Origin of the sequence: Sphingomonas sp. FARSPH (genome assembly GCF_003355005.1) — a bacterium.
Lineage (GTDB): Bacteria > Pseudomonadota > Alphaproteobacteria > Sphingomonadales > Sphingomonadaceae > Sphingomonas.
Genome location: NZ_CP029985.1, coordinates 2,423,035 through 2,440,273, shown reverse-complemented (window position 1 = coordinate 2,440,273; position 17,239 = coordinate 2,423,035). Strand labels below are relative to the sequence as shown.

The 17,239-nt window shown below is 67.6% G+C and carries 21 protein-coding genes; 8 read left to right on the top strand and 13 right to left on the bottom strand.

Features of this window, described 5'->3' with window-relative positions:
• From DM480_RS11670 to DM480_RS11650, 5 genes are read right to left on the bottom strand one after another with little or no spacing between them, the layout of a single operon-like run.
• Complete coding sequence (locus DM480_RS11670; RefSeq protein WP_115379220.1) at positions 1–690, bottom strand: glutathione S-transferase family protein; 690 nt, start codon at positions 688–690, stop codon at positions 1–3.
• The gene (locus DM480_RS11665) at positions 687–1,322 is read right to left on the bottom strand and encodes a 3-oxoacid CoA-transferase subunit B (protein ID WP_115379218.1); all 636 of its coding nucleotides are present in this window, start codon (positions 1,320–1,322) and stop codon (positions 687–689) included. The genes DM480_RS11670 and DM480_RS11665 overlap by 4 nt, the downstream gene beginning before the upstream one ends.
• Positions 1,322–1,636, bottom strand: coding sequence for a DUF5076 domain-containing protein (locus DM480_RS11660; RefSeq protein ID WP_157968791.1), 315 nt, complete (start codon positions 1,634–1,636; stop codon positions 1,322–1,324). Before DM480_RS11660 ends, DM480_RS11665 begins: the two co-directional genes overlap by 1 nt.
• The gene (locus tag DM480_RS11655) at positions 1,633–2,595 is read right to left on the bottom strand and encodes an HAD family acid phosphatase (RefSeq protein ID WP_115379214.1); all 963 of its coding nucleotides are present in this window, start codon (positions 2,593–2,595) and stop codon (positions 1,633–1,635) included. The genes DM480_RS11660 and DM480_RS11655 overlap by 4 nt, the downstream gene beginning before the upstream one ends.
• On the bottom strand, positions 2,592–3,299 hold the full coding sequence (locus DM480_RS11650; protein WP_115379212.1) for a CoA transferase subunit A: 708 nt from the start codon (positions 3,297–3,299) through the stop codon (positions 2,592–2,594). The genes DM480_RS11655 and DM480_RS11650 overlap by 4 nt, the downstream gene beginning before the upstream one ends.
• A gap of 221 nt (positions 3,300–3,520) precedes the next feature.
• Here DM480_RS11650 and DM480_RS11645 point away from each other — a divergent pair, with 221 nt between their 5' ends.
• The 4 genes from DM480_RS11645 (at position 3,521) to DM480_RS18290 (ending at position 5,711) form a co-directional block, all read left to right on the top strand.
• Positions 3,521–4,201, top strand: coding sequence for a 50S ribosomal protein L25/general stress protein Ctc (locus DM480_RS11645; protein ID WP_115379210.1), 681 nt, complete (start codon positions 3,521–3,523; stop codon positions 4,199–4,201).
• Positions 4,202–4,282: 81 nt separating this feature from the next.
• Positions 4,283–4,852 carry an aminoacyl-tRNA hydrolase gene (gene pth, locus DM480_RS11640; RefSeq protein ID WP_115379208.1) on the top strand — a complete coding sequence of 190 codons (570 nt, stop codon included), beginning with the start codon at positions 4,283–4,285 and terminating at the stop codon, positions 4,850–4,852.
• The gene (locus DM480_RS11635) at positions 4,849–5,448 is read left to right on the top strand and encodes a TIGR02466 family protein (protein ID WP_115379206.1); all 600 of its coding nucleotides are present in this window, start codon (positions 4,849–4,851) and stop codon (positions 5,446–5,448) included. Before pth ends, DM480_RS11635 begins: the two co-directional genes overlap by 4 nt.
• A gap of 95 nt (positions 5,449–5,543) precedes the next feature.
• On the top strand, positions 5,544–5,711 hold the full coding sequence (locus DM480_RS18290) for a hypothetical protein (protein WP_198665815.1): 168 nt from the start codon (positions 5,544–5,546) through the stop codon (positions 5,709–5,711).
• A 123-nt stretch (positions 5,712–5,834) separates the two neighbouring features.
• Here DM480_RS18290 and DM480_RS11630 read toward each other — a convergent pair whose 3' ends face one another.
• The 4 genes from DM480_RS11630 to DM480_RS11615 all read right to left on the bottom strand — a co-directional run bounded on the left by DM480_RS11630 (position 5,835) and on the right by DM480_RS11615 (position 8,770).
• Positions 5,835–6,158: an HNH endonuclease gene (locus tag DM480_RS11630; protein WP_405053266.1), complete on the bottom strand. Its 324-nt coding sequence runs from the start codon at positions 6,156–6,158 to the stop codon at positions 5,835–5,837.
• A gap of 119 nt (positions 6,159–6,277) precedes the next feature.
• On the bottom strand, positions 6,278–6,916 hold the full coding sequence (locus tag DM480_RS11625; RefSeq protein ID WP_115379204.1) for an outer membrane protein: 639 nt from the start codon (positions 6,914–6,916) through the stop codon (positions 6,278–6,280).
• Between the two features lie 232 nt (positions 6,917–7,148).
• Positions 7,149–7,490 (bottom strand): DNA primase, encoded by a 342-nt coding sequence (locus DM480_RS11620; RefSeq protein ID WP_115379202.1) that lies wholly within the window; start codon positions 7,488–7,490, stop codon positions 7,149–7,151.
• Positions 7,491–7,558: 68 nt separating this feature from the next.
• A complete protein-coding gene (locus tag DM480_RS11615) occupies positions 7,559–8,770 on the bottom strand; it encodes a multidrug effflux MFS transporter (protein ID WP_115379200.1) in 1,212 nt (403 codons plus the stop codon).
• A gap of 155 nt (positions 8,771–8,925) precedes the next feature.
• Here DM480_RS11615 and DM480_RS11610 point away from each other — a divergent pair, with 155 nt between their 5' ends.
• Complete coding sequence (locus DM480_RS11610; RefSeq protein WP_115379198.1) at positions 8,926–9,420, top strand: hypothetical protein; 495 nt, start codon at positions 8,926–8,928, stop codon at positions 9,418–9,420.
• A 73-nt stretch (positions 9,421–9,493) separates the two neighbouring features.
• On the opposite strand, the gene DM480_RS11605 is transcribed toward DM480_RS11610, so the two are convergent.
• On the bottom strand, positions 9,494–9,949 hold the full coding sequence (locus DM480_RS11605; protein WP_115381234.1) for a peroxiredoxin: 456 nt from the start codon (positions 9,947–9,949) through the stop codon (positions 9,494–9,496).
• Complete coding sequence (locus DM480_RS11600) at positions 9,942–12,635, bottom strand: bifunctional [glutamine synthetase] adenylyltransferase/[glutamine synthetase]-adenylyl-L-tyrosine phosphorylase (protein WP_115379196.1); 2,694 nt, start codon at positions 12,633–12,635, stop codon at positions 9,942–9,944. Before DM480_RS11600 ends, DM480_RS11605 begins: the two co-directional genes overlap by 8 nt.
• Positions 12,636–12,705: 70 nt before the next feature.
• Here DM480_RS11600 and DM480_RS18285 point away from each other — a divergent pair, with 70 nt between their 5' ends.
• The gene (locus tag DM480_RS18285) at positions 12,706–12,876 is read left to right on the top strand and encodes a hypothetical protein (protein WP_198665813.1); all 171 of its coding nucleotides are present in this window, start codon (positions 12,706–12,708) and stop codon (positions 12,874–12,876) included.
• Positions 12,877–13,149: 273 nt separating this feature from the next.
• Here DM480_RS18285 and DM480_RS11595 read toward each other — a convergent pair whose 3' ends face one another.
• Positions 13,150–13,800, bottom strand: coding sequence for a sigma-70 family RNA polymerase sigma factor (locus DM480_RS11595; RefSeq protein WP_115379194.1), 651 nt, complete (start codon positions 13,798–13,800; stop codon positions 13,150–13,152).
• 279 nt (positions 13,801–14,079) lie between these two features.
• Positions 14,080–14,886 (bottom strand): response regulator, encoded by an 807-nt coding sequence (locus DM480_RS11590; protein WP_115379192.1) that lies wholly within the window; start codon positions 14,884–14,886, stop codon positions 14,080–14,082.
• Positions 14,887–15,151: 265 nt separating this feature from the next.
• Here DM480_RS11590 and DM480_RS18100 point away from each other — a divergent pair, with 265 nt between their 5' ends.
• Positions 15,152–15,313, top strand: a complete 162-nt coding sequence (locus DM480_RS18100) for a NepR family anti-sigma factor (RefSeq protein WP_232833977.1) — start codon at positions 15,152–15,154, stop codon at positions 15,311–15,313.
• Positions 15,314–15,368: 55 nt separating this feature from the next.
• Positions 15,369–16,913 (top strand): sensor histidine kinase, encoded by a 1,545-nt coding sequence (locus DM480_RS11585; protein WP_198665954.1) that lies wholly within the window; start codon positions 15,369–15,371, stop codon positions 16,911–16,913.
• Positions 16,914–17,239: the final 326 nt, after the last annotated feature.

Genomic DNA, 17,239 nt, shown 5'->3' with positions numbered 1-17,239 from the left:
TTATTGCCCGGCGCGATGGTCCGCCGTGACGGTCCCGCACGCGCGCAGATCGGCCTCGTGCCCCTCCTCTCGCCAGGTTTCCGAGAGCGCAGCCTCTTCCCATGCAAGCATCGCAGGGTGCGCCAGCACGGTATCCACCCATCGCTGCCCCGCTGCGCCGACGTCGATGCCATAGGTTCGGACACGGAAGGCGACGGGCGCGTAAAAGGCGTCGACCGCGGTGAAGGCCGCCCCCGCCAGCCACGGCCCGCCGAAACGCTCCAGCCCTTCGCGCCACAATTCGGTGATGCGCGCGACGTCGCGCGCCAGCGCAGGCGAACCGGGCGCGGGGGTCGCGCGGACACCGACGTTCATCGTCCGCTCCGATCGGAGCGCAGAGAACCCGCCGTGCATCTCCGCCACCGCGCATTGCGCCCAGGCGCGCGCATCCGCATCCGCGGGCCAGACACCGTCGTGACGCTCCGCCAGATAGAGCGCGATGCCGAGCGAATCCCAGATCGTGCGGGCGCCGTCGATCAGCACGGGCACTTGCCCGGTCGGGGAGAAAGCACGAAACGCCGCCCAGTTCTCGGCCTGCGTGAACGGCGCGATCCGCTCCTCGAACGGAATGGCGAGCGCCCGCATCAGCAGCCACGGGCGCAGCGACCAGCTCGAATAATTGCGGTTCGCGGTGACGAGCGTGTAGCTCACGCGACGTACGCCGCGGTCGTCTTCGCGGCCACCTCGTCCGCGGTGACGCCGGGGGCCAGCTCGACCAGCCTGAACGGCGCGTCATGGTCGGGGCGTTGGAACACGGCAAGGTCGGTGACGATCATATCGACGACATTCTTGCCGGTCAGCGGCAGGGTGCACGCCGGAATGAATTTCGGGCTGCCGTCCTTGGCATTGTGGTCCATCACCACGATGATCTTCTTGACGCCGGCGACGAGGTCCATCGCGCCGCCCATGCCTTTTATCATCTTGCCCGGGATCATCCAGTTGGCGATGTCGCCGCCCTCGCTGACCTCCATCGCGCCGAGCACGGTCAGGTCGATGTGTCCGCCGCGGATCATCGCGAAGCTCTGCTCGCTGCCGAAATAGGCGGATTGCGGCAGTTCGCTGATCGTTTGCTTGCCCGCGTTGATCAGATCGGCGTCGACTTCGTCCTCATACGGGAAAGGCCCGATGCCGAGCATGCCGTTCTCGCTCTGCAGCGTCACGGTCATCCCCGCCGGGATGTTGTTGGCGACCAGCGTCGGGATGCCGATGCCGAGGTTGACGTAATAACCGTCGCGCAGCTCCTTTGCCGCGCGCGCCGCCATCTGGTTCCGGTCCCACGCCATCAGTTCAGGCTACCTTCTTGTATGGTGGTGATCGTGACCCGCTGCTCGCGCAGCTCCTGCGTCAGGCCGTCGACGATCCGTTGCAGCGCCTCGCCCTCGTCGAGGGTCCAGGTACCGGCATAGGCGCGCGCGGCGTGCCGGATCGTGTCGGCCATCAGATAGCCGAAGACCATCGGGTCCTGAAGCACGCTGGCATCGATCCAGACCGAGCTGCCCGCGCCGTCCGTGACCCAGATGCGCGCGACCTCAGCCGATGCGTCGGTCAGCGGTGCGCCATTCTCCAGCGCGATCTCACCCTTGTGCGTCCCGCTCATCCGGCGCCTCCATCGACCCATCGCCTGTCGGCGGGAAAGACATCGTCATACGAGCCCTTCAGCCCCGCGCCGTAGACGGGGTTGGGCAGGACGAACCAGCCATTGCCCCACAGTTGCGCGATCGGCGCGGCGTCGACGGCGCGGCGACGCGCGGCGGATGTGGGAAAACGCGCGAACAGATCGCTGAAATCGCCAAGCTGATCGCCCGCCATCGCAACGACGCAGTAACGCGCGGCGATCGTCGCGCGGCGCGGATCCTTGGCGCTCGGCCCATCGGACAGGAACAGGTCGGTGTCCGGCGTGAAATCGCCCAGCCCCGCCGCCTTCAGCGTCGCAACGGTGCCGGCCGCGGTCGCGCTGCTGCGATTCGTGTTGACGATCACCGCGACGCCCGCCGCCCGCAGCGCGGCGAAGGCCTCGACCGCGCCCGGCACCGGCGCGACGCCCTTCGCGCCCGTCCGCTCCCAGCGCGCCCATTGCGCCGCATCGAAGGGCGCGCCCGGATTACGCGCGGCCAGCGCCTCGACGCCGAGGTTGAGCAGGATCGTCTCGTCCGCATCGAATATCGCGGCGCGGGGCTTGCCCTCGCACGGCACCCATTGCGGCGCATCGAGCGTCGCTCCCGGCTTCAGCACGACGCTGTCGCCGCTCGCCCGGCGATAGGTGGCGTAATTGACGAGCGCGCGAAACGCCTGGCGGCTCAGCGCATCCGCCTCGCCCGAGCCGTAGAGATACTGGAATTGCGGCGGCGGCGACGCGGTATTGCCCGCGCGTGCGTTTGCCGGCGCCGGGATGCTGCCGTCGGGTGCGGGCAGCGCCTTCAACTTCGTCACCTGGACCAGTTGGCCGTCGGCGGTATAGAGCTGTCCCGGCGCGGGGAGCCGCGCGACGCGCTGCCCCCGTCCGCAACCGGCAAGCAACGTCGTCGCGACCAATGCGAGAATAAGCGCGCGTTTCATGCCGCGACGCGCTCGCGCACCGTGCGGAATTCGATTTTCTTCTCGTACGGCGCACCCAAAATCATCCGTTTCACATAGATGCCCGGCAGATGGATATGGTCGGGATCGAGGCTGCCGACGGGAACGATTTCCTCGACCTCGGCGACGCAGATTCGGCCCGCGGTCGCCATCGGCTGGTTGAAGTTGCGCGCGGTTTTGCGGAAGATCAGATTGCCGCTCTCGTCTGCCTTCCAGCCCTTGATGATGCTGAGGTCGGCGCGGATGCCGCGTTCTAAGATATAGTCTTCGCCGTCGAAGGTCTTCACCTCCTTGCCCTCCGCGACCAGGGTGCCGACGCCGGTCTTGGTGTAGAAGCCGGGGATGCCCGCGCCGCCCGCGCGGCATCGCTCGGCAAGCGTGCCCTGCGGGCAGAATTCGACCTCGAGCTCGCCCGACAGATATTGCCGCTCGAACTCTTTGTTCTCTCCGACATAGCTGGAGATCATCTTCTTGACCTGGCGGCTGCGCAGCAGCTTGCCGAGCCCTTCGCCATCGATGCCGGCATTGTTGCTGGCGATGGTCAGATCCTTGACGCCCGCGGTCTGGATCGCGTCGATCAGACGCTCTGGAATACCGCACAAACCGAATCCGCCCGCGCAGATCGTCATGCCGTCGTGGAGCAGCCCGTCGAGCGCAGCCGTCGCATCCGGATAGAGCTTGTTCATCGCCCTTGTCTCTCCTGTGGTCGCAGCCGCGATTAGCGGGGCCACGGTGGCCCGGTCAAGCAACCTGAACGGGTCTTCAACTTGCCCCGCGCCTTCCACGAAGGCGACGTTTGCCTTTTGCGTCGCTTCCCGCTATGCGCGCCGGCTTCCGTGCCATGGTCATCCCTGGAGGCGTGGCGCCGGAAGAACTGAACTTTTAGCACGTTTCGGAGAATTTCTGCATGAGCGAGACCATTACGCTCGCAGCCGAGACGCGCGACCGGGTTGGCAAGGGAGCCTCCCGGGCGCTGCGTCGTGACGGCCGCGTCCCCGCCGTGATCTACGGCCTGAACAAGGAACCGACCTCGATCCACCTCGAGGAAAAGGCGCTGACCAAGGCGCTGATGACCGGCCACTTCTTCAATTCCGTCATCATGATCAACGGCGAGCGTACGCTGCCGAAGGACGTCGCGTTCCATCCGGTCACCGACCGTCCGACACACGCCGACTTCCTGCGCATTAGCAAGCACGCGACCGTCACGGTCGCGGTGCCGGTGGTGTTCGCGGATGAGGATGAGTGCCGCGGCCTGAAGCAGGGCGGCGTGCTCAACATCACCCGCCACGAGGTCGAGCTGGTCGTCGATGCGGCGAACATTCCGACCGAGATCACCGTGTCCCTCAAGGGTCGCGAGATCGGCGATTCGATCCACATCAGCGACGTGACGCTGCCCAAGGGCGTCGAGCCCGCGATCGACGATCGCGACTTCGCGATCGCGACGATCGTGCCGCCGACCGTCCCGACCGCCGAGGACGAGGCGCTCGAGGCCGAAGTCGCCGAGGCGCAGTCCGCCGAGGCCGCTGAAGCTGCCGAAGCCGAAGCCGCCGAGGGCGACGACGCGGACAAGGATTCGGCCGAGGGCTGATCGCCCCACCGTTTTCGACTATGCACCGGGGCAGGGTAGCGGCGACGCTCCCCTGCCCTTCGCGTATCTGGAGCCTTTCGCATGCAAATCTGGGCCGGGCTCGGCAATCCGGGGCCGCAATATGCGCTGCACCGGCACAATGTCGGCTTTATGGCGCTCGACACGATCGCCGAGATGCACGGCTTCGCACCGGTAAAGAAGCAGTTCCAGGGATGGACGCAGGAAGGGCGGATCGGGACGGAGAAGGTCGTGCTGCTCAAACCCGCGACGTTCATGAACGAAAGCGGCCGTGCGATCGGCGAGGCGCTGCGCTTCTATAAGCTCGGCCCCGATGCGCTGACCGTGTTCCACGACGAGCTCGACCTTGCGCCGTTCAGGGTCAAGGTGAAGCGCGGCGGCGGCACCGCGGGACACAACGGTCTGCGCTCGACCGACCAGCATCTGGGGCCCGAGTTCCGCCGCGTGCGGCTCGGCATCGGTCATCCGGGGCATAAGGATCGCGTCACCGGTTACGTGCTGGGCAATTATGCCAAGGCAGAGATGGACGCGCTTGCCGACATGCTGGGCGCGGTCGGCGCGGAAGCGCCGTGGCTGGCGGCGGGCGACGACGTCCGCTTCATGAACGATGTCGCGCTGAGGATGGGGCAATGACGGTACGATCGCTGTTCGCGACGCGCTTCTACGACGCGCCGCTCGGCGATGCCGCGCTGCTCGCCGAACTGGAGGATGCGGCGCGCGACCTGGCGCGCGAGGATCGCGCGGGGATCGGCTGGTGCAAGGCGCACGGCTATCGCGGCTATACCTCCTACGCCTCGCTCAACGACCTGCCGGCGCGCGACCCGCGGTTCGCCGATCTCGTCCGGCTGCTCAACAGGCATGTCGCGACCTTTGCGCAGCATTGCGCCTTCGACCTTGGCCGCAAGCTCAAGCTCGACAGTCTGTGGATCAACGTGTTGAAGCCGGGCGGCAGCCATTCGGGGCATATCCACCCCCACAGCGTCGTGTCGGGGACGCTCTACGTCGCGGTACCGCCGGGCGCCGGCGCACTGAAGCTGGAGGACCCGCGCCTGCCAATGATGATGGCCGCGCCGACGCGCGCTGACGATGCGCCGGAGGACCTCAGGACCTTCGTCTATGCGGTGCCCGAGCCCGGCAGCGTGTTCCTGTGGGAAAGCTGGCTGCGGCATGAGGTGGTGCCCAACGGCGCGAAAGGCGAACGGATCAGCATCAGCTTCAACTACCGCTGATCCGATGCCTGCCCGGACGGGGGGCATCGCCTTGCGCCATGACACGGCATCGATCGCAAGGTGACATTCACCTGTCGACGCTACACCCGGGCGCCATGGACAAGCGTTGGAACAAGGTCGGCCTTGCCGCCGTGGTGCTGCTCGCGCCCGGCGGCTTCATCCTGGGCGCGACGCTGCTCGCGAATCATTATCGCAAGAAAGCGGCCGCGAAGGACGACGACGCCACCGGAACGCCCGCGAGTCTTGACAAAATTGACACCTGAACGCGCAATCTTGTTGCGCAGATCGGCCGGCCAGAATGATCTTGACGGTCGAAGGAGCGCGTCGCGTATCGGTCTCCGTTTCGTAGCATAATCCGCGCTTGCAGGACAGCGTCCGCTTACCGTTCAGCGCCCGCGACGCGTCGGCGCGTGGAAGTGGGGCGGCTTGTCCGCGACCCAGCGGACGAAGCGGGCGATGCCCGGATGCGTGCGCAGCGCCGCGGGATCGGCATAGCTGCGGGCAAGGTCGGCATTGGGGATCAGCGCATGGACGGTGCGGTGGCAGATCGGATGAACCGCCGCCGTCTCCCGCCCGCCTTCCGATTTGGGCACGAGATGATGCCATTCGACCCTGGCGCCCAGCATGCGGCCACAGATGGCACAGGATATCGGATCCGCCCGACGCGCCGCGAGCGCGGCCGCCTCCGCCAACCCGATCCTGCGCTTCACGCGTCCTGCCATCACCGGCAATATGGGGACGCGCGCACCCCGCGCGAAGGGGGCCCGGATACGCCAAGGGCGGGCCCGGCTGATGCCGGACCCGCCCCTGCCTGTTCCCGAGGACGGGATCAGAAGTGCGCGATCAAACCCGCCATCGGGCGGAAGCTGTGCGCATTGTCGAAGGTCGTCGCTTCGAGACGGAAGCGGACGCCCGAATTGCCGGTGATGCCGCCGAGACCGATGTCCTTCGGGCCGATTTCCGCGCCGACGCCATAGACGAGGCCGTGGTAATCATACTTGGTGTCACCGACGACGCCCGGCGCGAAATGGTCGAAGTTGTTCCAGCGGTAACCGACCTTGCCGTAGAACAGGCCGCTGTCACCAGCGCGGAAGCCCGCGCGGCCGTAGGCGCCATACTGCCAGTCGATGTTGCCCGACACGCCCTTTGCGACGCTGCCCTCGGCACCCACGAACACCGGACCCAGCGGCACGTTGACGCCGACGACGCCCTCGACCAGCGCGCCGTCGAGCTTGTAGCCGCGCGGCTGCGCGGGGATGCCGGCGCCCTGACGCGAGAACTGCTCCCAGCCGCCCATCACGCCGAAATACGGCTCGATACCGAAGGCACGCGTGCCATCGGGTGCGCGCGGCCCTTCGCTGGGCGCCGGAGCGGCGGTATCGGTGGTCTGCGTCGACATGTCCTGCGCGAACGCGGGGACGGCGAAGGACGCGGCCGCAACGGCGGCCACGAGGGCAAGCTTACGCATAAAGAAAATACCTTGTGTTGCCTCAACTCGGGCGGCCTTTGGCGATCCCATCGCCGGCCTGCCCAGGCCCATCCAAACCACCGTGTGAAAGCTTTGTTGCAGTGCACGCGTCGAAAGCGGGACTAAGCGGAAACCTGTTGCAGATTGGCAACGCTTTCTTTCGCTAGCATGAACAAAATACCACACCAGCCGGTAGGTTGGTGTGGTATTTCGGGATCACTCGAAAAAAGGATCAGGGCCGCAATGCGTCATCGTCACGGTCGCTGAGCGTTTCGTCATCGACTTTGTCGTCGTCGAAATCCTCTTGCGCATCGTCTTCGTCGTCATCGGACTCGTCACGCTCTGCATCGCCGTCGGTTTCGCCAACTTCCTCGGCGTCCATGTCGATGTCGTCGAGCGCCTCGTCCTCGCTGTCGCCGTCGCCCAGATCGGGGTTGAGATCGGTCAGCACGACGCCATCGGTCGGACCGTCGCGCGTCGCCTCGAGGATTTCGGCACGCTGGCTTTCGTCATAACCCTCTTCGTCATAGCCGTCGTCGCCCGTGCCCATGCCCGGTACCTGATGTCCGCCCATCGCACCCTCCTGAATGGTTGATGGAAAGGCGAACGGCGGGACGCACCCGGCGGTTCCTTCGCGATCGATCACAACGGGCGGTAGAGCCGCCCCTTTTCCGTCACCGCGACGCACCCGACCGCAACGAGCCCGGCGAGCAGGAAGCCGGCGGCGAGCGGCGCGGTGGTGCCGTCGAACGCCTGGCCGATCACGACGCCGAGCAGCGCGCCGATGGTGACCGAGGTAAAGCCCTGCACGCTCGACGCGGTGCCGGCGATCCGCCCCATATTCTCCATCGCCATCGCCGAGAAGTTCGACGTCGCAAGGCCGAAGCAGCCCATGGTGAACGCCTGGAGCAGGACGAAGCTGACCAGCGAATCGTGTCCGCTCCACGCGAGCGCGAGATGAATTGCGCTGAGCACGATCAGCATCGTCAGCGCGCTGTGGCTGATAAGGCGCGTGCCGAGCTTCAGCACGAGACGCGCGTTGGTCAGGTTGGCGACCGCCATCAGCATCGACGTCGCCGCGAACATCACGGCGAGCAGGTGCGGCCGGTGAAACGTGTCGAACATGATCTGCTGGATCGAGTTCAGATAGCCGTACAGCGCCCCCATGAGCGCGGTCGAGGCGAGCGTGTAACCGAGCGACCAGCGGTCGCCTACGGTCTGTCGCCAGCCCGCGACGATCCGGGACGGCGACAGCGACTGCACCGCATCCGGGCGGAGCGTTTCGGGCATGCGCAGGTAGAACCAGGCGAACAACGCCATCGTGATGACCGCGATCGTCCAGAAGATGCCGCGCCAGTTCGCGAACAGCAGCACCGTCTGACCGAAGGTCGGCGCGAGCACGGGGACGATCATGAACACCATGAAGGCGATCGACATCACCCGCGCCATCGGCCGGCCGTGATAGCAGTCGCGCACCAGCGCGACGGTTGCGACGCGAGTCGCGGCGATCATCGCCCCGCCGACGACGCGCGCGCACAGTAGCAGCACGAAACTGGCCGAGATCGCGCACAGCACGTTGGCGATCGCATAGCCGGCGAGCGACCAGAGCAACACCGCGCGCCGCCCGAACCGATCGGCGAGCGGGCCATGGACGAGCTGCGCGACGCCGAAGCCGAGGACGAAGGCGGTGATGATGAACTGGCGTGGGTTCTCGCCGACGACATGCAGCGACGCGCCCATCGCGGGCAGCGCAGGGAGCATCGAATCGATGCCGAGCGCGGCGAGCGACATCAACGCGGCGATCAGCGCGACGAATTCGACGAAGCCGATCGGCGCGCCCGATGGTTCCGGCATGACGGCGGGATGAGGGGGTGCGGCGGTGGGGGAGGAAGACGCGGTCACGGGCGCTCCCCTACCCCGCGGCTTCGCGGATCGGAACCCCCGCCGGCGGCTTGCCATCGGCGGCCGCGGGCGCGACAACGGCCGGAATGGCCAGGGAGGAGAATGGGATGCGGGCGATCATCGCGGGGCTGCCGCTGGTTGCGGCGCTGTGGCTGACGGGCTGCGACCGGCCGGGCGACGGCACGTCGATCACGATCAACGTAGCGGATGGCAATGCCAGCGATGGCAATATGCTTGGCGCGATCGATGGCAAGTCGGGCGAGGTCAAGGTCGCGCTGCCCGGCTTCAACGGCCAGTTCAAGCTGCCCAAGGTGAAGCTGGATGCGGGCGATTTCCAGCTGAACGGCGTCCACCTTTATCCCGGATCGACGATCGATGCGGTCGACGTCGGCAGCGGTGACGGCGTGCGCGTACGCTTCACCAGCCCCGCCGCCGCGCCGATGGTGCGCGACTGGTTCCAGCGGCGGCTGACCGACGCGGGCTTCACGTTGAAGACCGACGGCGACGGCCTGTCGGGACGGACCGAGGAGAACAAGCCTTTCCGGCTGGAGCTGGACGGCGGCGCCGACCGCGCGAAGGGCACGATCGTGCTGGGCAACTGAGCGTTCCTCAGCGGGTTTGCGATGCGCGGCGTTCCTCCGAACGCAGGAGTGCGGTTGCTAGCGGCGGCGGCCCCTACAGCGCGCGGACAGCGTCGAGCACCGCCTGCGCGTGGCCGGGCACCTTGACCTTGCGCCACGCGCGTACCAGCCGGCCATCCGCCCCGAACAAAAAGGTCGCGCGCTCGATCCCCATATAGCTGCGCCCGTACATCTGCTTTTCGCCCCACACGCCGAACGCGTCGCAGACGCTGCCGTCCGTGTCGGAGGCGAGCGTGACGGACAGGTCGTGCTTGGCGGTGAATTTGGCGTGCGCGGCGGGCGGATCCTTGCTTATCCCCAGCACGCTGGCGCCGGCGGCGGCGAAGCTGTCCGAAAGCGACGAGAAATCCTGCGCCTCGCGCGTGCAGCCGGCGGTGTCGTCCTTGGGGTAGAAATAAACGACCGCGGGCAGCGGCAAGTGGGACAGCCGGACCGGCGTGCCGTCCATCGCGGTCACGCTCACCGGCGGGATCGTCGCGCCTTCATTCATCGTCATCCTCCGTCGTTGCGGCCCATGCGGCCTCCACCTCCTGCCGCGTCGCGGCGAGCGCGGCAACCACCGCGGGCCAGTCCGCCATGCCGAGCGCGCGGGCGATGAGGCCGCAAGTCGCCGGCGGCGGCTCGGCGGCATCGGGCGCGACGAGGCGCACGACGACGAGCAACCGCGTGAGCAGCGCATAGGCATCGCGGAGCGACGCGGGCAACCGCCCCGCGCCGACCAGCGCGTCGATCGCCGCCGCCAGTTGCGGATCGAAGCCGATGCGGTGGCGAAGCTGCGCGACGTGCACGGTGAATTCCAGATCGACGAGGCCGCCGGGCAGCAGCTTCGCATCGAGCGGCCCGGCGGGCGGCTTGTGCCGCGCCATCTCGGCCCGCATCGTCGTGGCATCCCCAGCGATCGCGCGCGCCGCTCGTGCGCCGGCGAGCACCGCGTCGATCTGCGCCTGCACCGCGGCACGCGCCGCGGGCGATCCGAACACCGGACGGGCGCGAGTCAGCGCCATATGCTCCCACGTCCACGCCTCTTCCCGCTGGTAGCGCGCGAAACTGTCGAGCGAGACGACGAGCGGTCCCTGCGATCCCGACGGGCGCAGCCGCGTGTCGACCGGATAGAGCGGCCCCGCCGCGGTCGGTACCGACAGCGCCGCACCGATCCGCTGCGCGAGGCGGTTGTAGTAGAGCGTCGCGCCGAGCGGCTTCGCCCCATCCGATTCCGCGGCGAAATCGCCGGTGAACAGATAGACGAGATCGAGGTCGGAGGCGTGGGTGAGCGCCTGGCCGCCGAGCCTGCCATAGCCGAGGATGACGAGCTCGCTGTCCGGCACGCGGCCGTGCGTGCGCGCGAAATCCGCGACGGTCGCCTCCGCCAGCGTTTCCACCGCCGCCTCCGCGAGCCGCGCATAGCCGCCCGCGACGACGAGCGGATCGGCCGCGCCCGCGACGATCTGGCACCCCAGCGCGAAACGCCGCTCGCCGACGATGCGGCGCACCTGGTCGAGCAGCGATGGATAATCGGCGGCGTCGCCCCGCCGCATCTGCGCGACCAGCGCCGCGACGTCGCCGAGCGGCTCGAACGCGCTCGCATCGATCAGCCCGTCGATCAGCTCGGGCCGCATCGCCAGCGTATCGGCGAGCGGCGCGGCATGGCTGAGGATCGCGGCGAGCAGCGCGGCGAGCCCGGGCCGCGCCTCGAGGAGGCGAAAGATGTTGATCGCGCTGGGCAGCCGTTCGAGCATGCGGTCGAGCCGGTGCAGCGCGCTCGCCGGATCGGGCGCCTCCGCCAGCGCCGGCATCAGCACCGGCAGCACCGCCTCCAGCGCCTCGCGCGCCGCCGGGCTGCGCAACGCGGGATAGCGGCCGCTGCGCCAGCGCGCGACCGCGGCCGCCGCCGCCGCGCCATCGGCGAAGCCGGCGACAGCGAGCGTCGCGGCGAGCGCATCGGCATCGTGCGGCAGCCGCTCCGCACCACGCTCGTCCAGCGTATCGTAGAGGCGGCCGACCGCGACGATCGCGGGGTTGAGGCCGTCCATCAGCGCCGCGGCATCGGGCAAACCGTCGAGCGCGGCGACCCCCTCCAGCGCCTCGCCCGCGGGCAGCGTATGCGTCTGGCGGTCGTCCACCATCTGCAGCCGATGCTCGACGGTGCGCAGCCGAACATATGCGTGCGTCAGCATCGCCGCGTCCGCCGCGTCGATCCACCCAGCCGCGGCGAGCGCGGCGAGCGCGTCGCGCGTCGCGGGCGCCCGCAGCGCCGGGTCGCGGCCGCCATGGATCAACTGGTGGATCTGCGCGAAGAATTCGATCTCGCGGATGCCGCCGCGGCCGCGCTTCAGGTCGTAGCCCGCGCCGAACGCCTGGCCGCTGGCATAATGGTCGCGGATTCGGCGCGACAGGTCGCGGATCTCGCGCACCGCCCCGAAATCGAGGCCCCGCCGCCAGACGAACGGGCGGATCGCGTCGAGAAACTGATCGCCGAGCGCCCTGTCACCCGCGGCGGCGCGCGCGCGGATGAACGCGGCGCGCTCCCACGTCAGCGCCTGCGATTCGTAATGGCTGATCGCCCCCATCACCGGAATGGCGATCGGCGTCACCTCCGCCGCGGGACGCAGACGCAGGTCGACACGCAGCACATAACCATCGCCGTCGCGCGTCTGGAGCAGGTCGACGACGCGGCTGGCGATGCGCACCGCCGCTTCCTCCGGCTCGTCGCGCGCGCGATGCGGGATCATCGCGGGATCGAACAGCAGGATTGGGTCGACGTCGGACGAATAATTGAGCTCGCGGCTGCCGAGCTTGCCAAGCGCGATAGCGACGAAGCCACAGGGATCGGCATCGGGCACACGCTCGCGGATCGCCGCGTCGATCGCGGTGTCGAGCGCATGATCGGCGAAATCGCTGAGCCGGCGCGTCACCTGCGTCAGGTCCGCGCATCCCGCCAGATCGTCGACCGCCACCGCCAGCGCGAGCGCCTGACGTTGCAGCCGCAGCCGCCGCGCGACGGGGACGTCCGGCGCGACGACCGCCGCATCGCGCCAGTCGAGCGTTCCCGCGACGACGGGGTCGCGCCAGTCCGGATGCCGCGCGAGGATCGACGACAGGAAGGGTGAATGTGCCTGGACGCGCGCGACCGCCGCGCCGCGCGCCGCCTCTTCCCGTCCGTCCGGCGTTTCCGTCATGCCTTACCCGCTTTCCCCACGGCTCGTCGCAAAACGGCAACGAATTGTGCGACCGCTCGTTCAGGATGGCATGGCACCGGCTGCGCATCATTCGAAAAAATCGCGTGGGAACGACTATGTCGTGCGCAGCCCCCGCTCGACCGATGCGCTGGGCCATTCGCTGCGCGGCGCGTTCGGGGACACCGGAATGCCGGACGATATGCTGATACTGCTGGGGAAGCTCGACCGGCTACCGAACTGAGCCGTCGGACGCTCGAACAGACGACGGCTGCGCGTTAGCGGTGGTATAGAAATACGACCGTCTGTCGATCGGACCTTCGCCTACCTCGGCATAGACCTGAGCGCAGTTTCAGAAAGATCGTCTTGCGTGGTCATGGGTTCCTGTGTTCGCAGAAACCCGCCGGAGTTACCGATAGCCGTTCTACCGACGCGTTCGAAAGCGATGGCCTTGATCGGACAGGATGGGAATACCGCCGCATGGCGGAACAGTGCGCGCCTCCACGCCGCCTTCGGATCAGTGACCGCGGCTGAGCTGGTCCACTTCGCCCATGATCGTGTCGAGCGCGGTTTTGCTGGTGTCGGTTTCGTGATCGCGGCGCGAGGGCAGCGATCCTTCCGACAGGATATTCTCCAGCGCGACGCGGCCACGCGCGACACGGCTTTTGATCGTGCCCACCGCAACCTGACAGATTTCGGCGGCTTCCTCGTAAGCGAAACCGCCTGCGCCGACGAGGATCAGCGCCTCGCGCTGCGGCTGCGGCAGATGCATCAGCGCGCGCTGCATGTCGCCGAGTTCGACGTGGCGATCCTGGCTCGCGGGCGCGGCGAGGATACGGTCGGCGACGAGGTCGTCCCACTCACCCTTGAAGCGAGCGCGGCGCATCTGCGACAGGTAGAGATTGCGCAGGATGATGAACGTCCAGGCACGCATGTTCGTGCCCGCCTGGAAGCGCTTGCGTGCCGCCCACGCCTTCAGCAGCGTTTCCTGCACCAGATCGTCGGCGAGATCGCGGCTGCCCGACAAGGAGCGGCCGAAGGCGCGCAGATGCGGGATGACCTGCGCCAGCTGCGTCTTGAATTCCGGGTCCGACAGCGAAACGTGCTCGACGATCGCCACCGGCGCCTCATCGTCCTCGTAATCGTCACGCGGGGCAGGCTGGGTCATGCAATTCCGTTCAATGCCGGGGACTTGATTGCCGCCTTCGGCAGCAGAGATAGGGACCCCGACATGCAAATGCCAAGGGAAACGAACACCCTATCGAAGAAGGAGGAAGGCGAAGATCGCGATCACCAGGACCAGCGATATGCCGAGGACATATCGCGTGACCCCCGGCGTGCTACCCGCCCGCGCTTCCGTGGTCGTCACATGCACAGGTTCGTTCTGATCCGCCATGATGCCTCAACCCCCGAAAGACGTTTTGGGTCCGTAACCTTCGCCGATCGTTCAGACAGCAGCCGGTACCGTACTCTGGTCGAAGAACAGCGCCTGGCTGATCGCCGCCTTCACCGTCGAGCGCTGGAACGGCTTGGTGATCAGGAAGGTCGGCTCCGGCCGCTCGCCGGTGAGCAGCCGCTCCGGGAAAGCGGTGATGAAGATCACCGGCACCTCGAACTCCGCCAGGATGTCCTTCACCGCGTCGATGCCCGAACTGTCGTCGGCAAGCTGGATGTCGGCGAGGACGAGGCCGGGACGATCCTCCATCGCCAGCGCCACCGCCTCGTCGCGCGTGACGGCGACGCCGGTCACTTCGTGACCCAGGTCGCGCACGATCGTCTCGATATCCATCGCGATGATCGGCTCGTCCTCGATGATGAGTACGCGGGCACGCGTCTGCTTCTCGATCTCTGCCAGCGCCTCCGCGACGAGGCTCTCGACCTCGCTCGTCTCCACCTCGATCAGATAGGCCGCGTCTTCGGGCGAGAAGCCCTCCATCGCGGTGAGCAGCAGCGCCTGACGCGACAGCGGCGTCATCCGCGCCAGACGCGCGCGGGCGACCGCCTCGCTGCCGTCGATGTCGCTGATCGAGGTTTCCTCCGCCCCATCGGCGTTGGCCGATGCCCAGATGCCCTGGAACATGCGGTAAAGGCCGAGCCGCGGATCGACGTCGCGCGGGAACTGATCGGGTGCCGCGACGATCGCCTCCAACGTCGCACGGACATATTTGTCGCCCTGGTTCTGGCTGCCGGTCAAGGCCCGGCCGTAGCGCCGCAGGAAGGGAAGATGCGGTGCGAGTTGCTGTCCAAGCGACATGGGTCGGTTTCACTCCCTGAAATATGTACTGGCGGCCCGATAGGTGAGCGGGGGGCCGCGGCTTTGCAACGGTGTTTGTCGAAGACCCCAGCCGCCCCCGTGGACCTGCGGAATTTTCGCGCCGCCATGGAACCATCGAGCATCGATTTGGTTTCATCCGCCGACCAACGCCCAAAAGTCGCCGTCAGCGCGGCCAACGGGTCGCGGATGTTTCGTTGCGTCGATTGCCTGGACATCGCCGGGCCACCAGGGGGATTTGTTGGATTTGGCCAGCGACAAGGACCGGAAGACGTCGTCGAAAAAAGCGCCCGAAAAGGGCGACGGCAGCGACCGCGACATGGGCGCGGCGTTGCGTTCGGCGTACCAGAAGACGATCGACGAGAGCGTTCCGGACGAAATGCTCGACCTGCTGAACAAGCTCGCCTAGCCAAGGGGGCATGGCCTCCGTAACCGATGCCGCCGACGCGACCCGTCGCGCGGCGATGACCCCCATATCCGCCCTCTCGCGCCTGCCGACCGGCGCCAAGCTGTTCATAACGCTGTCTATCGCACTGCTGTTGCTGGCATTGATCGCGATCGCCGCGACGTTGCAGACCGGCCGCGTCGCCGATGCGGAAGTGCGCGCCCGGCTGCGAATCGCCGCGACCGAAAGCGCGCGCAACATCGCGATCGAGCTGATCGGCGACACCACCGCGCTACAGGTCGCGGTCGAGGCGTTGCGCGAGGATCCCGCCGACGCGCCGAGTTGCGCGCGCGCGCAGGGTGTCTTCGCGCAGCAGGCCGCGATCGGCACGCGCTTCTCCATCGTCGACCGGCGCGGCCGCCTGCTGTGCGGACAGGCGATCGATGCGTCCTTACCCTCCGTCGACAAGACGATGGATATCGCGGTGCTCGGCGACCGCGGCCTCGTCCTGTCGGTCGCGGCGCCGGGCGGATCGCCGATCGCCCGCGTGCTCTTCCCCACCGCCTTCCTGTCGCGGCTTGCCGCATCGGGCAGCCGCGCGGTGCCGCTCAGCACGGCGTTGGTCGATGGCGCCAACACGCTCTCGCTGACCGATATTCCGGGCCTTGGCCCGCTCGACCGTATCGAGACGGTGGAGACGCCGATCGGGCTCGACGGGTTGATGCTGCGCACCAGCATGCGCAGCGCGCCCATCACCTCGTCGTTTCTCGTCGCGCTGATGCTGCCTTTGCTGATGTGGGCGGCGGCGGCGGGGCTGTCCTGGTTCGTCGTCGACCGGCTGCTGATCCGGCCGCTGCGCCTGCTGCGCGCCAGCGTCGCCGCCTATACCCCCGGCGAGGTCATCGATCCGGGCAAGCTCGGGCCGCTGCCCGCGCAGGAGATCCGCGAACTTGGCGATACGTTCCGCGCGATCAGCCGCACCGTCGCCCTGCACGAAGCGGGACTGGCAGACGCGGTGGTCCGCCAGACCAAGCTGACACGCGAGGTGCATCACCGCGTCAAGAACAACCTGCAGGTCATCTCGAGCCTCATAAACTTCCACGCGCGCGGCGCGCCCAGTGCGGATGCGACCGCGGCCTATGCCTCGATCCAGCGCCGCGTCGATGCGCTCGCCGTCGTCCACCGCAACCATTTCGCGGAGATGGAGGAAAATCGCGGGCTCAACCTGCGTTCGGTGATCGGCGAGCTCGCCTCCAACATCCGCGCGACCGCACCGGAGGGGGCGAGCAGCCTCGTCATCGCGCTCGACGTCGACCCGTTCCTGGTCAACCAGGACGTCGCGGTCGCGGTCGCCTTCCTCGTCACGGAGACGATCGAACTGGCGATGACGTGCGACCCCGCGGCGCAGATCCGCGTCGCGATCAAGCCCGGCGAAGAGGACAAGCGCGCCACGCTGCGCGTCGTATCGCGCGCCTTCGTCGAGAGCGAGACGCTGACCAAGCTGCTGTCCACGCGCTACGGCCGCGTGATCGAGGGCCTGTCGCGCCAGCTGCGCGCACCGCTGCATCACGATCCGATGACGGGCGCTTACGAGATCGCCTTTACGATACCGGGCCGCGATTGAGGTTGGCCAAAAAGATTCGCCGCACCGGAAGTTTTCATGGAACCGGCGCCCAGGCGCCTCGTTATGCACCTCGGATCGCGACCTTATGCCCCCCCGCTCTCGCGATCCACGACATAGGCCCGGAAGCAGCAACCCTCCCCCCCCCCCCGGTGTTGCTTCCGGGCCTTTAACGTTTCCAGGAAGCGATCGCGTCGCGGAGACCGGGTCCGCTGGACACGCCGACCCTGTTCGTGAACGTTTCCGTACCAAAGGCATTGCGATACCGGAACGATCCGCCGTTCCGAACATTGGCACCGCACCAATTCCGTTTCATCGAGGAGAAGATT